The sequence below is a fragment of the Parabacteroides sp. 52 genome (assembly GCF_010500925.1).
GTDB lineage: Bacteria > Bacteroidota > Bacteroidia > Bacteroidales > Tannerellaceae > QVMG01.
Window position 1 is genome coordinate 1 of the sequence record NZ_QVMG01000019.1, and the last position, 13,177, is coordinate 13,177.

Genomic DNA, 13,177 nt, shown 5'->3' on the forward strand with positions numbered 1-13,177 from the left:
TGAATCTCCTATTTTATTTGATTACATTTTGATTATATTTCGAGAAAATGACCGCTTTGCAGGCTTTGTAATCAAAATAGAATCAAATTCTGGCCTCTGTACTGTAATCTCTCATAGTGGCTAGATAATAAAATTGCTGACAATCGTCAGCACAATTGCCGATATACGTCGGCAATTGTGCTGATATATATCGGCAATTATGTCGACAAATATCGGCAATTTCATTTCTCAGCAGAAATACCCCCTTCAGCCTCTTCTGTATCCCTTTTGCCGAAGTCAAAGCGGATCAGCGAAACTTATTGATTCCTCAGAGCAAAAGAAACTAATGTGTCTTCGGGATCTTCAATCACGCAATATCCTTTTCCTGATTCTTCATCAACAGTCAGACAGACTATACATTTATCCGATTTTAATAATTTGATCGGATTCCCTTCCCAGTCTAAGACCATAATATCCCTCTTTTTTCGGTTGTCTGCCGATTGCGTTATAATATAAATATATGTATCGGAACAGGCCAGATCTATAGCCATGGGGTCGGAGTCTGTATGTGCATTGGCTGTTAATATTCCGTCTTCAGTATATGAATAACTGTAACTTCCTAATTGTTTTTTGAAAAGAAGATTAGGTAATGTCTTCTTCCCAGAATCATAAGTATATATTTCAAATACATAACCCGAGCAGGAAGCAAAAATGTTTTTAGTGGGATGCTTAATAAACTGACATTGATGAAACATCGCTTTTACCTCATTGGAAACATCCTTTTCTTCACTCCAGTAATCCGGATATTCCCCAAATTCCCGGAGCTCATCGGGTTTATTCAGATCTAAATAGACATATCTTTTCTCCCATAAGCCGGAAAAAATAAACAAAGAATTATCCAAGGCTATAAAACGATCACTTTTAGGCGGTAACTGAAAATCTTTCTGAAGAGGTATTGCCGTCTCCTTTTTTATGAAATCTAAGTCAATATGATTAAGAGAGAATATCGGGCGACTAAGAATATATAGATTATCTCCTGACACTTGTATGTCTAAAGGTGATATTAATTCATTCGGGCCTTTCCCTTTACTTATTATTTTTCGATCTATCTCATTCTTTTTCAGATTAAAGACAGATACAAGGGAATCGCCATGAAAGTCATTGATAAGGAGATGATTATCGTATTTGACTAATTGAAGTGTTACTCCTAAAGTCGCAGGAAAATCGATTTCTTCGAAAGAGATAACCTCTACGTCCGAAAACTCATATGGGGATTCTTTTTTTGTAGAACACTCTATCATAAAGAAGACTACAAATAGAATAAATATGCTTTTTTTCATAAACAGTTAGTAATATACAGGGTTTAAATTTACTATAAATCATATACGAAGGGATAAAAAACCTTCGTATATGACTAGGTTTGAGTTTTATTTACGTTTATAATATGTTACAGACTCCCCTGGACCTTTTATCCATGCACATAAAATTGTACCTCCAGGACAGTCCGTTGGAGTTGTGATTTCTTCTTCATTATTAGCCAACGCTTCCACATTACTTAAAATAAGATCTGAAAGACTGACTTCGTTTTTATTTTGACTGATGCCCCAGCTTGCGGCAAATGCCATTGTTGCCATCAGGACAACTTCTATAATTCTCTTTTTCATATTTTTCTTTATTTAAATTTATCGATAAGTATATTTATAAATTACATCCTCTGTATTGCTGATATCAAAGCCATAGATTGCTTTAGCTTCTTCATCAACAATAAAATGACTTATACTTTTATCTAATTCAACCAGAGTTTTAGGAGTTCCATCCCATGAGTATATCTCTATGCAAGAAGAGTGCATTTTTTCATTATCCCCCCATGGGATTCCTGAAAACAAAGCATATACATTTTCATATCCAGAACACATTGATTCATAATAAACAATATTATTATCTACATTGTATTTATACTTCCCTTTAACAACATTCTTTTTATATAAATAGAAATCAGGAGGACTGTTTTCTCCAATACTTTTTTCTATTTCTATTTTATTATTTTTTATCGACCCGAACTCAATTCTATCAATAAAAAAGTAACCAAATGCAAATTTATCGCCACTACTGATTATCCAACAATCATCAAATGTTGTATAATAATCCTTTCCCATATTTTTCACCAAATCAAATGTATTTGGAATAGAGTCTACAATACTAAAAGAAGAATAATTCCAAAGTTCTCTTCTGCACCATTTGTTATTACTTCGTTTGAGAAGATACAAAGAGTCATTCATGCAGTTTATTTCCCACATAAAACGATCATCTGTTGGCCTAAAATCAAATTTATTAATAAGAAGACTTAGCGAATCTGTAATTTCATATGTTACAAATCTGTCTGTAGCGTGATCTCTAAATAAAAACAGATTATTCTGTGTACTTTTTATTACTGTTGGCATCAAATACTCTTCAGCCCCATTCCCTTTAGGTGCAAATGCGTATAAAAAATCAAATTCCGGATATTTGTAAACATAAAAGAAATATTCATTATTACTATTTCCATCTCGAATAATCACAAAATCATTTAATTTATAAATGTTTTCAAATTTAATAATTTCTTCGATTTTTATAAATTCCGCCTCTAATTTCTGCGTGAATGGGAATTGCTTTTTATTAATTGATGTTTTTGAACATGATATAAAGAAAAACATCACAAACATTATCCCGTACTTTGATATAAATATATTCATATTTGACACTATTTATAAATCCTCCTTTTACTACATCGTAGATTAAAGGAGGATTTTACTATGAATTAACACCAAGCTTTACACTTTCCACTAAATCTGCCACAATCACAGGCCATGCCTCCACCACTTGACCCACTCCATTCTTGACAGTAATCAGAGCATTTTTCATTATTATTTTCCCCTTCTGCCAACGCTTCCACATTACTTAAAGCAAGATCTGAAAGACTGACTTTGTTTTTATTTTGGCTGATGCCCCAGCTTGCGGCAAATGCCATTGTTGCCATCAGGGCAACTCCTATAATTCTCTTTTTCATTTTATTTGATTCTCTTTTGTTTTTAGTTTAATCCATTTCTCTGTGTTACATTTTACCGTGAGGGTTTCATTGAAGAACCCTGTGTCTTTGGGTATATAATTCACATTTACCTGTAAGACTCCTCCCGGCTGTGCCGGGTGTTTATCGAATGTAGGAGAAGCGCAACCACAAGTTGTTGCTATATCCATAATCAGAAGCGGATGATTACCTGTATTTTTGAGGGTGAACATTGCTGTTTTCTTTTCAGACTTATCAAAAGATCCCAAGTTGATTTCCATTTGCTCTGCTTCGGCTGTCGTACGAATAGGTTGGTTCGTTGTAGAGGAGGCATTCCCACTGACCTGTTTCAGGTATAGGTCTTTTACTGCCAGATTATGAATCGGGTTTCCTACTATCTGCACCTTGTTCTCTTTGTTTAATAAGAAAGTCTGAAAGGTTATTTCCGAAGGGAACTGATTCAACTGGTTCAATTGATCCTTTGTGTCAATACAGACCGGCAGATCAAACTGATCCCGTCTCAACAGGTAATGAAGTTCTTTCAGATCGGAAGACTGGAAAAAGAAGAGAAAAGGCACTGTTCCATCAGTAATAGAGTCAGTCTGTTCGATAAGTTCTTTCCACTTATGCAATTGCAATTTACAGCTTGTACATCCGATGGAATCGACAAAAACCAATACTTTATAGTCTGTATTCGGGATCTGCCAATCCGTGGTGTCCGATAACAAACGAGTGAAGACCGGATTTGAGGGGAAATGAATCTCTTTCCCTTGCCATTCGGTGACTAAACGGGTGATGCGTTCTTTTTCAGACTCCTGGCAGGAAGTAAAAAACAGGAAAAGTAGGAGTAGTTTTAAATATCTCATTGTATAAAGGATATGTATTTAGACTAAGGGAAGAGGGGGCTATTTCCCACTGAATAGACATGAAAAGTGGATAACAAAGCAAGTCTATTTCAAACTGAAATTTGTGATAACTGTTCTTACTTTGTCCCCATTGCAATCCAAACTGCCAGACCCTATACAAAAGTAATTAGATGATCCTTCGTTTTGTGCCAATGCTTCTACGTTATGAAATGTTAGTTCCTGTAAATTTTCTTGTTTATTTGATAAAGACAAATAGGTGCAGAATAATATTATTCCACCAGTAGCTAAAAAGACAATTCTCTTTTTCATAATATACTTAAATTTGTTTGTGGCAAATGTAGACTGCCGTAGGTGAATCTCCTATTTTTTTTGATTACATTTTGATTACATTTCGAAAAAAAGACCGCATTGAAGGCTTTGTGATCAAAATATAATCAAAATCTGTATCTTTGTATGCGCCAACAAGTAAAAGAAGGTATCTTATATGAAAAAAACAATTGAATTAGTTCTCACGATTTTGACAAGTAGTATCCTTTTATGTATAGGAGTTTGTTTAATTTTCAACAGGGAGAAATCTCTAATCGGTGAGAAATTCCAATATATATTTGAGGATACTATAGGGATAGAAATGGAAAAAAGGGTGGAAGATTCAAATACTTTTGTCTCTTTCAGGTCTCAGTCTGTACAAAAAACAGATGTACTAGAAATAAATAATGAAGGAAAAGTTAAAGTTCTTGAAAAGGATTCTCTCTATAAGCAACTGACTTTTGAAGAAAAACGAAAACTGTTTTTGCAAACTTATTTAAAGGAAATAGAATATCCTATTCAGATAATAACCTTAGACTCTCTATATACAAATAAGCTAAAAGAAGAAAGTCCACTTATTGAAACAGGTGTACGGTATATAGATAATGAAAATGGAAATATAACAGATAGTAAACTTACTAACCAGGTATATGCTGCCTATTCGACAACATTAGTAGAGTTAGGGATTGAAAAAGAAATGAGTGTGCAGGGATTTTATACTTTACCTCTTCCTTATGTGTTATGGAGAACCCGTATTCCGGTTATTCTTTTATTAGTGGGCTGGTTCTTGGTCACAGGACTATTTCTTTTTTTACCTCTATATCGCCGAAGAAAGATGAAAAAGAACATTGTTTATGTCCCAGTGAAAGAAATGAAAAAAGGGGAAGAAGATGTTTTGTTAAAAATCACAGATGCGATTTATTATCATCCTCAAAAGGCAGAAATACATTATTACCAAGAGATGATTCTTACGCTCTCCGGTCAGGCTGCTCTTTTGTTTCAGGCTTTTATAGAATCCTCTGATGCGTTTTTGTCCTATGAAGAAATAGACACTCTATTGGGATGGGAGAGTGAGGATAAGATAAGAAGGCGTAGAGCACAGGCCATCAATCGACTAAAAGAAATGCTTAAGCCTATTCCGGAGATAAGGATTGAAAATCAAAACAGAAAAGGGTATCAACTTCTTTCGTACTAATGGGATAAAATTACAACCGTCCCGGTTGATGAATACTTTCAATTTTAAACTGTACGATCGAATCATCATTATTTACATCTGTTGCTGTAATCGTACCTGTTTCTTCATTTACATATATGCCATAAATCGCACGATCAAGCGCATACCGGCAGACCGGTTTCCCGTCCAGGTCAAAAACATAAATAAAGCGTCCTCCGTCCTCCGGATTCTTTCCTTTTTGATAACTGATAGCGATCTCCTTAAATGTCTGTCCATGAAAAACAGTATAGATATATTTCTCGGTCACTTGTATATCGCTGAATCCCATGATACCCGTTGGAATACATCCTCCCTGATACATTTCAAATACCGGTTCACCCGCCGGACCATACACCGCCGTATGGGTATTGTTTTTTAAATCATATATCTCAATAACTTCCCCCAGTTGAGTTGCCAGAACCAAGCGTCCGGTTGAAGGATGATAATCCATAAAACTACGCCATGCCTGCGCCAAAGCCGGGCGAGCCACTTCTTTATACTCTTTCTGACTGGGTATATTTCCTACAGAGTTCACCCGTTTTCCGGCCAGGTCTATTTGGTGACACCGAAATTCTCCCAGGTAGTCCGGTGCCCAAATACACGAATCCATCGGGAAAAAGTCCAGTATCCTTACCAACTTTTTATCTAAAGAGATCACCTCTATGCAACGAGAAGAGCGGTGATCAGGAGAGATCTTCCATCTATTTATTTCCATCTTATTGGCATCCAATACCCAGATAGAATCCAACGCATGGAAATGGAATGTTTCGGCAGAAAGCAATTCACCGGGTGCTTCCCCACGTTTCCCAAAGGAAGTAATATGTGCCCATTGCGGATAAGAAAAAACATGCAGGAAATGATCCGCATTATGTAGATCCATCACCACTGCTATACTATCCCTGACAGCGATTCGGAACGGATAACGGAACAAAGCCGTGTCCAATTGTATAACTTCTGCTTTGAGTTCAATTGTCTGGGGGAAAGTAGAATAACGGGAGGAGGGTATACCCTGTTTCTCCGAACAACCTAACAGGCAAAAGAGGCAGAATGAATATAAAAGGCTGTCCCACTTTATTAGAGGGACAGCCTTTGTAAATAGGTTGTATTGCATAGGGTTATTTATGACTTTCTATCCATTTACGGGCATTCACGAAGGCTTCCATCCAGGGGGTTACCTCGTCGTTCTTCCGATCGGCGGGGTAATAGCCGCATTGCCAAGGGAAGATTGCGCGTTCGGGGTGAGGCATGATGGACAGATGACGGCCATCGGCTGAGCAGACCCCTGCCGTAGCCCAGGGCGAACCATTCGGATTGGCCGGGTACCCCTCATAGTTGTAGCGAGCGATGATATTGTATTTCTCTTCGCCGTAAGGGAAGTTGAACTTACCTTCTCCATGAGCCACCCAGGCACCGATCTTCGATCCGCTCAGGGAACCGAACATCACCGAATTGTTTTTCGGCACTTCCAGCGTCACAAACTCCGACTCGAACTTATGGGAGTCGTTGAATACCATTTTATGTTTCATCGCATGTTCGGGGTAGAGCACTTCCAGTTCGGCCATTAGTTGGCAACCGTTACAAATACCCATACTCAAGGTGTCTTTCCGTGCGAAATAGTTGTCGATCGCTTTCTTGGCTTTCTCGTTATACAAGAAGCCACCGGCCCATCCTTTGGCAGAGCCTAAGACGTCGGAGTTGGAGAAGCCGCCCACGAAAATGATCATATGTACATCTTCCAGCGTTTCCCGTCCGCTGGCCAGGTCGGTCATATGCACGTCTTTCACATCGAATCCGGCCAGGTATAAAGCGTAAGCCGTTTCGCGTTCACATTGAGAGCCTTTTTCACGGATTACAGCCGCTTTGATGCCGCTCCGTTCGCGACGGTCGGCAGTGAGCCCGTAATCCGCCAGTTTGCCGGTAAAGCTCTTGTTATATTTGAACTCCAGGGGTTGCATCTTATAGTTTTCAAAACGGTTTCCGGCGCATACGCTTCCGCTTTGTTTGATATCCAGTTTGTAAGACGACTGATACCATACGTCCCGCATATAGTCGATACCGAAATGGTATTGAGCACCGTCTTTTGAAACCAGTATATGGCGTTCATCGGTTGGTTTGGCGATAAGAGCAAAACCGACACCTGCCTCTTCCATTTGTTTTTCGAAGGCTTTTTTATCTTTTACCTGTACCAGGATACCCGGGTTTTCTGCAAAAAGGATCTTGATGATGTCTTCTTCGGATACCTTGTCCAGGTTCACGTCCAGCCCTCCTTCTACATTGGCGAAACACATTTCCAACAGGGCAGTGATCATACCTCCGGCAGAGATATCATGACCGGCCAGGATCAATTCTTTTTCAATGGCTTCCTGCACGGCATTAAAGGCATCGCGGAAGTATTCCGCATCTTTCACAGTCGGCGCTTCATCGCTCAATTTATTCAAGGTCTGTGCAAAGGCAGAGCCTCCCAGTTTCAATGAATCGAAAGAGAAGTCTATATGATAAATGTATGTATTCTTGTCTTTGGCCAGTACGGGTGACACGATTTTTCGGATATCGCTCACTTCCGCTCCGGCGGAGATGATTCCGGTTCCCGGAGAGATCACCTTTTCCGTGCCGTATTTCTGTGTCATAGACAGGGAATCTTTCCCGGTCGGGATATTGATTCCCAGTTCACAGGCAAAGTCCGATGCTGCAGAGACAGCTTTATACAAGCGGGCATCTTCGCCTTCGTTACGACAAGGCCACATCCAGTTGGCACTGAGTGATACACCGGCCAGTTTGTCTGTTAACGGGGCAAAAACAATATTGGTCAGTGATTCGGCAATAGCCATCACCGATCCGGCTGCCGGGTCGATCATCGCCACCTGCGGTGCGTGACCGATCGATGTGGCTATACCTGCTTTTCCACGGTAGTCCAACGCCACCGCTCCCAGGTCGCTCAACGGCAATTGCAATTCACCCTGGCATTGCTGGCGGGCTACTTTACCGGTAACGGAACGGTCCACCTTGTTGGTCAACCAGTCTTTACAAGCTACCGCCTCCAGTTGCAGTACGTTTTCCAGGTAATGATGAATCTCGGATGTTTTATAGGTGACCGGTTCATGTTTCTCTTCTACTGTACGATCTACCATCACTGTCCGTGGTGCTTTCCCGAACATATCTTCCAGTTTGAGGTCGATCGGTTTCTTGCCATCTGCCTGTTCGAATACCAGTTTCATGTCGTTGGTGGTTTCACCTACCACATACATCGGTGCGCGTTCGCGTTCGGCAATGCGTCTGACCATCTCCACATCTTTCTCTTTCATCAGTAAGCCCATGCGTTCCTGGCTTTCGTTACCGATAATTTCTTTGGCAGAAAGGGTCTGGTCGCCAATCGGCAGTTTACTCATATCGATATGTCCACCGGTTGCTTCGATCAATTCGGAAAGACAATTCAAATGTCCTCCTGCACCGTGGTCATGGATAGATACAACCGGATTCTCATCAGCTTCTGCGATCGTACGGATCACATTGGCGGCACGCTTCTGCATTTCCGGGTTGGCACGTTGTATGGCATTCAATTCAATGCCACTCGTGTACAAACCGGTATCTACGGAAGAAACAGCGCCTCCCCCCATACCGATCCGGTAGTTATCGCCTCCGATCACAACGACTTTCTCGCCCGGTGTAGGATCCCCTTTCAGGGCGTCGCGTTTGTTGGCAAAGCCAACCCCTCCGGCTAGCATAATCACCTTGTCATAACCGTATTTCTTATCGTTTTCCGTATGTTCGAAAGTCAATAACGAACCACAGATCAGCGGTTGCCCGAAGTGGTTACCGAACTGAGAAGCCCCGTTGGAAGCCTTGATCAGTATCTGTTCCGGTGTCTGGTATAACCACGGACGCGGATCCATGATCTTTTCCCATGCGCGGGAACCTTCCGTACGCGGGTAGGAAGTCATGTACACCGCTGTCCCTGCCATCGGCAAAGAGGCTTTCCCTCCGGCCAGGCGGTCACGGATCTCTCCTCCCGAGCCGGTCGATGCACCGTTGAACGGCTCTACCGTGGTAGGGAAGTTATGTGTTTCCGCTTTCAGCGAAATAACCGTATCAATTTCTTTGGTCGCATAGAAGTCGGGTTTGTCGCCCGAGAGCGGGGCAAATTGTTCGACGGTCGGGCCTTCGTTGAAAGCCACATTGTCTTTATAAGCCGATACGAGTTTGTTCGGATTTTCTTTGGAGGTCTTCTTGATCAGGTTGAAGAGGGAGCTTTCTTTCTCTTCTCCATCGATAACGAAGGTGCCCCCGAATATTTTATGGCGGCAGTGTTCCGAGTTAACCTGGGCAAAGCCGTATACTTCACTGTCGGTCAGTTTCCGGTTCAAACGTTGGCTTATCTCTTTGAGGTAGGCTACTTCGTCTTCGCTCAAGGCCAGTCCTTCTTGTTGGTTGTAGCTTTCGATATCGTCGATTTCGACAATCGGATCCGGTTCTTTGTCGATCGTAAAGAGCGTTTGATTCAGTCCGTTATAGATACGTTGCAACATCGGGTCGTGTGTTGCCTGGGCTGAGTCTACCGGGAAGTATTCTTCTATCCGGTGGATACCAGTAATACCCATATTCTGGGTGATTTCTACTGCATTGGTACTCCACGGGGTAATCATTTCCCGGCGTGGACCAACGTACCAGCCTGCGAGCGTGTCTGCTTCTACCGCAGTTGCCTCATTAAACAACCAAACTAATTTTTGAACATCTTCGGGAGAGAATTTTTGCATGGCTTCTACTGCCAATACAGTCTTTGTTGAAGACTTAAAGAATAAGATCATATTGTCGATTTATTAAGTTTTTCCACCTCGTAGACGATAGCGTCCCTTTGCGCGGCAAAGATAGTTATTTTCTATGAGAAAAGAGGAATAACGGATAACGATTAACGATTAGTGATTAACGATTAACGAGGGGAGGAGGAGTGGTTAGTGTTTAGTGATTAGTGGTTAGTGGTTAGTGGTTAGTGATGAATGATGGGTGAAGCGTGAAGGATTATAATTTACAATTTATAATTTACAATTAATTATTAGTGACTAGCACTATCTCAGCTCCTCTTCTTGGATAAGAAGAGGAGCCGAGATAGTGCCGGTTAACACAGTTGGTATTTGGGTTATTTTCAATAAGATAACGATATATATATATACAGGTAGCTTACATATACAGGTCGCTTGCATATACAGGTGACTTATATATACAGGTAAAGAGGTAGTAGGGATTACCCCGGAGGGGTTTCANGAGCAGTTTGAATTCTTTATAAATGCATATACCTATTTTAGAGTAACTATTCATATCTGTTTCTTATTGCTTTTGTCAGAGATATTTATTTGATATATAATGTGATAATATATCAAACTGCTCCACCACCGGCTGTGCCGGCGGTCCCCCTCTTCTTATCCAAGAAGAGGAGCCGAGATAGTACCGGTTAACACAGTTGGTATTTGGGTTATTTTCAATAAGATAACGATGTGTATACAGGTGCTATCTGACAAAAAGTGACCACCCATTTCAGGATAAGTCATAAGTCCAATCTGCTGGAAAATAAAATTGCCGATAGCTGTCGAAACTTGTGCTGATAATTGTCGACACTTGTGTCGATATATATCGGCAATTGTGCTGACGGATATCGGCAATTTTGCTGACGATCGTCGGCAATTTTTTTTATTCGCCCCTTTTTATTTAATTTGTATTTTCATCAAGGGTATTCTTATGATAGAATGATATAAAACATAAATGAACAATCAGCCTGTAAATCCAATAGACACCTTGTACAGAACTTATGTTCATGACCTCTTTTCCTATGCATTGAACCTGGGTTTTGACAGAGAAACATCTAAAGATGCGATCCATGATGTGTTCTTTAAGATATGCCAGCGCGAAGAAATAGTGGATAAGGCTCAAAATATACAATTCTATCTGTTGCGTTCACTCAAAAACCGCCTGTTGGATATCTATAAACAAAGACGGGAAACCGCCGAATTGCCCGCCGATCCTTCTGCCGACGAAATGCCTTTCACTATTCATGTAACAATTGAAGATCAGATCATACAGACGGAAGAAATAGAGCAGACGCGCCAGAAAGTAGAGCAACTCCTCCATACATTGACCGACCGCCAACGGGAAATCATTTATCTGCGTTACAATCTGGATCTGGATTATGATGAAATTGCAGAATTAATGAAAATCACTGTACCCGCCTGTCGCAAACTCACCCACAAAGCCATCTCCAAACTAAAAAAATCACCTTACTCAGCTGTTTTATTACTTTTTTTAATCGGTTGAGTCTTTTTCTTCAAAAAAGAGGGTATAAAAAAAAGAAGCGGTCGTCTTTCTTTATAGAAGGGGTCAGGAAGACTCCTGATATATACATAAGAAGATGATAAAGACCAACTATAAAGATTTTCTGCAAGACACTGATTTTATAACCTGGAGGTTGACTAACGAAAGCCACCTGGAGGTCTATTGGCAAGAGTATATACAGCAACATCCCGCTTTGAAAGAAGAGTTCGATCGGGCTATCCGGGAGTTTGCACACATACAACTCAACAAACAGACATTGTCGGATACAGAATACAACTATCTATTGGAACAAATCCATACCTCCGCGCAACACCTGCAGCAGAAAAAACGCAAGCTGCGGATTCTGTCGTATGCAGCAGCGGCCTGTGTCTTAGTGCTCTCCGCTTTCTCCCTTCTTTATTCTATGAACGAGCAAGAGGAAGAATTCAATCTTTTATCCGAAGATCTTATTGTAGGCGAGAACCTGGAAGAACAAGAAATAAGCCTGATTACCGATTCGCAAACTACTTCTTTCTCCAAAGATGTGAACGTACACATCAAAGCAGACGGTTCGGCCGTCGTACAGGAAATAGGGGAAGAAGTCTCCACCCGGGTAAAGACAGCCGAAAGCAAAATGAATAAGTTGGTAGTCCCCTATGGCAAACGTTCCCAACTGACCTTGTCGGATGGAACCCGTGTATGGGTCAATTCGGGGTCTGTATTGGAGTTTCCTTCTGTTTTCACCGGTAAAACCCGCGAAGTAAACCTGGTCGGAGAGATGTATGTAGAGGTAGCTAAAGACAAGCAGAAAGCATTTATTGTCAACACCTCGGAATTCCAGGCCAAGGTATATGGCACGCAGTTTAATATCTCAGCCTACCGGGATAATTGTTCGCAGTCGGTCGTGCTTGTCGAGGGCAGTGTCGGGATAAAGACCTCGGCCAAAGAAGAGACCCGGCTTCTACCGAATGACCGCCTCCAATTGATAGACAATAAATGGACAAAAGAGCAAGTCGACGTATCCCGGTATATCAGTTGGAAAGAAGGCTATATCGTCTTAAAAAACACCTCCATAGTAGATGTATTGAAACAAGTGGAGCGTTATTACAATTTGACGTTTAACATTCCGGAAAGCAATAAATTAGACGCCCTTACCTGTACCGGCAAAATCTACTTATCAGATGATCTGGACAATGTAATGCATACGGTTTCCCTTTTGTCATCCACCCGGTATAAACGAGAGAACAAAACGATATATATTGATATTAATCCTTAAAACAGAAAACGCCTATGAGATAAACCACCAAACAAGAATCAAACCAAAGAATGCGCCTATAAAGAGGCTTTAAACCACTACGAAAAGGAGATAATGAGCCCTTTTCCGAGAAAAATTACTTTTGAAGTTATTAATATTTAAATCAGACTATTTATGAAGTGTCTTCTACTTGAGGTATTGCGAATACCTCAAAAGCA

At 40.8% G+C, this 13,177-nt stretch carries 11 protein-coding genes; 3 read left to right on the forward strand and 8 right to left on the reverse strand.

What is annotated here, in order from left to right:
- Nucleotides 1-296: 296 nt before the first annotated feature.
- The 6 genes from D0T51_RS10125 to D0T51_RS10150 all read right to left on the reverse strand — a co-directional run bounded on the left by D0T51_RS10125 (nt 297) and on the right by D0T51_RS10150 (nt 4,197).
- Complete coding sequence (locus tag D0T51_RS10125; RefSeq protein ID WP_163728859.1) at nt 297-1,319, reverse strand: BF3164 family lipoprotein; 1,023 nt, start codon at nt 1,317-1,319, stop codon at nt 297-299.
- 87 nt (nt 1,320-1,406) lie between these two features.
- Nucleotides 1,407-1,643 carry an NVEALA domain-containing protein gene (locus D0T51_RS10130; RefSeq protein ID WP_163728863.1) on the reverse strand — a complete coding sequence of 79 codons (237 nt, stop codon included), beginning with the start codon at nt 1,641-1,643 and terminating at the stop codon, nt 1,407-1,409.
- Between the two features lie 18 nt (nt 1,644-1,661).
- On the reverse strand, nt 1,662-2,711 hold the full coding sequence (locus D0T51_RS10135) for a BF3164 family lipoprotein (protein WP_163728867.1): 1,050 nt from the start codon (nt 2,709-2,711) through the stop codon (nt 1,662-1,664).
- Nucleotides 2,712-2,776: 65 nt separating this feature from the next.
- The gene (locus D0T51_RS10140; protein WP_163728869.1) at nt 2,777-3,025 is read right to left on the reverse strand and encodes an NVEALA domain-containing protein; all 249 of its coding nucleotides are present in this window, start codon (nt 3,023-3,025) and stop codon (nt 2,777-2,779) included.
- Nucleotides 3,022-3,888 (reverse strand): DUF1573 domain-containing protein, encoded by an 867-nt coding sequence (locus tag D0T51_RS10145; RefSeq protein ID WP_163728872.1) that lies wholly within the window; start codon nt 3,886-3,888, stop codon nt 3,022-3,024. Before D0T51_RS10145 ends, D0T51_RS10140 begins: the two co-directional genes overlap by 4 nt.
- Nucleotides 3,889-3,972: 84 nt before the next feature.
- A complete protein-coding gene (locus D0T51_RS10150) occupies nt 3,973-4,197 on the reverse strand; it encodes an NVEALA domain-containing protein (RefSeq protein ID WP_163728875.1) in 225 nt (74 codons plus the stop codon).
- A 175-nt stretch (nt 4,198-4,372) separates the two neighbouring features.
- On the opposite strand from D0T51_RS10150, the gene D0T51_RS10155 reads away from it, so the two are divergent.
- The gene (locus D0T51_RS10155; RefSeq protein WP_163728878.1) at nt 4,373-5,389 is read left to right on the forward strand and encodes a hypothetical protein; all 1,017 of its coding nucleotides are present in this window, start codon (nt 4,373-4,375) and stop codon (nt 5,387-5,389) included.
- 10 nt (nt 5,390-5,399) lie between these two features.
- On the opposite strand, the gene D0T51_RS10160 is transcribed toward D0T51_RS10155, so the two are convergent.
- Together D0T51_RS10160 and purL are read right to left on the reverse strand one after the other, a co-directional pair.
- Nucleotides 5,400-6,518: a BF3164 family lipoprotein gene (locus D0T51_RS10160; RefSeq protein ID WP_163728881.1), complete on the reverse strand. Its 1,119-nt coding sequence runs from the start codon at nt 6,516-6,518 to the stop codon at nt 5,400-5,402.
- A gap of 4 nt (nt 6,519-6,522) precedes the next feature.
- Nucleotides 6,523-10,209 carry a phosphoribosylformylglycinamidine synthase gene (purL, locus tag D0T51_RS10165; RefSeq protein ID WP_163728884.1) on the reverse strand — a complete coding sequence of 1,229 codons (3,687 nt, stop codon included), beginning with the start codon at nt 10,207-10,209 and terminating at the stop codon, nt 6,523-6,525.
- Nucleotides 10,210-11,158: 949 nt separating this feature from the next.
- On the opposite strand from purL, the gene D0T51_RS10170 reads away from it, so the two are divergent.
- Both D0T51_RS10170 and D0T51_RS10175 read left to right on the forward strand, forming a co-directional pair.
- Nucleotides 11,159-11,707, forward strand: a complete 549-nt coding sequence (locus tag D0T51_RS10170; protein ID WP_163728887.1) for an RNA polymerase sigma factor — start codon at nt 11,159-11,161, stop codon at nt 11,705-11,707.
- Between the two features lie 94 nt (nt 11,708-11,801).
- The gene (locus tag D0T51_RS10175) at nt 11,802-12,980 is read left to right on the forward strand and encodes a FecR family protein (protein WP_163728889.1); all 1,179 of its coding nucleotides are present in this window, start codon (nt 11,802-11,804) and stop codon (nt 12,978-12,980) included.
- Nucleotides 12,981-13,177 lie beyond the last annotated feature (197 nt).

What these genes read in the sequence shown, in the direction of transcription:
- D0T51_RS10125 (WP_163728859.1), bottom strand. Translation starts at nt 1,319, where the DNA reads ATGAAAAAAAGCATATTTATTCTATTTGTAGTCTTCTTTATGATAGAG.
- D0T51_RS10130 (WP_163728863.1), bottom strand. Translation starts at nt 1,643, where the DNA reads ATGAAAAAGAGAATTATAGAAGTTGTCCTGATGGCAACAATGGCATTT.
- D0T51_RS10135 (WP_163728867.1), bottom strand. Translation starts at nt 2,711, where the DNA reads ATGAATATATTTATATCAAAGTACGGGATAATGTTTGTGATGTTTTTC.
- D0T51_RS10140 (WP_163728869.1), bottom strand. Translation starts at nt 3,025, where the DNA reads ATGAAAAAGAGAATTATAGGAGTTGCCCTGATGGCAACAATGGCATTT.
- D0T51_RS10145 (WP_163728872.1), bottom strand. Translation starts at nt 3,888, where the DNA reads ATGAGATATTTAAAACTACTCCTACTTTTCCTGTTTTTTACTTCCTGC.
- D0T51_RS10150 (WP_163728875.1), bottom strand. Translation starts at nt 4,197, where the DNA reads ATGAAAAAGAGAATTGTCTTTTTAGCTACTGGTGGAATAATATTATTC.
- D0T51_RS10155 (WP_163728878.1), top strand. Translation starts at nt 4,373, where the DNA reads ATGAAAAAAACAATTGAATTAGTTCTCACGATTTTGACAAGTAGTATC.
- D0T51_RS10160 (WP_163728881.1), bottom strand. Translation starts at nt 6,518, where the DNA reads ATGCAATACAACCTATTTACAAAGGCTGTCCCTCTAATAAAGTGGGAC.
- purL (WP_163728884.1), bottom strand. Translation starts at nt 10,209, where the DNA reads ATGATCTTATTCTTTAAGTCTTCAACAAAGACTGTATTGGCAGTAGAA.
- D0T51_RS10170 (WP_163728887.1), top strand. Translation starts at nt 11,159, where the DNA reads ATGAACAATCAGCCTGTAAATCCAATAGACACCTTGTACAGAACTTAT.
- D0T51_RS10175 (WP_163728889.1), top strand. Translation starts at nt 11,802, where the DNA reads ATGATAAAGACCAACTATAAAGATTTTCTGCAAGACACTGATTTTATA.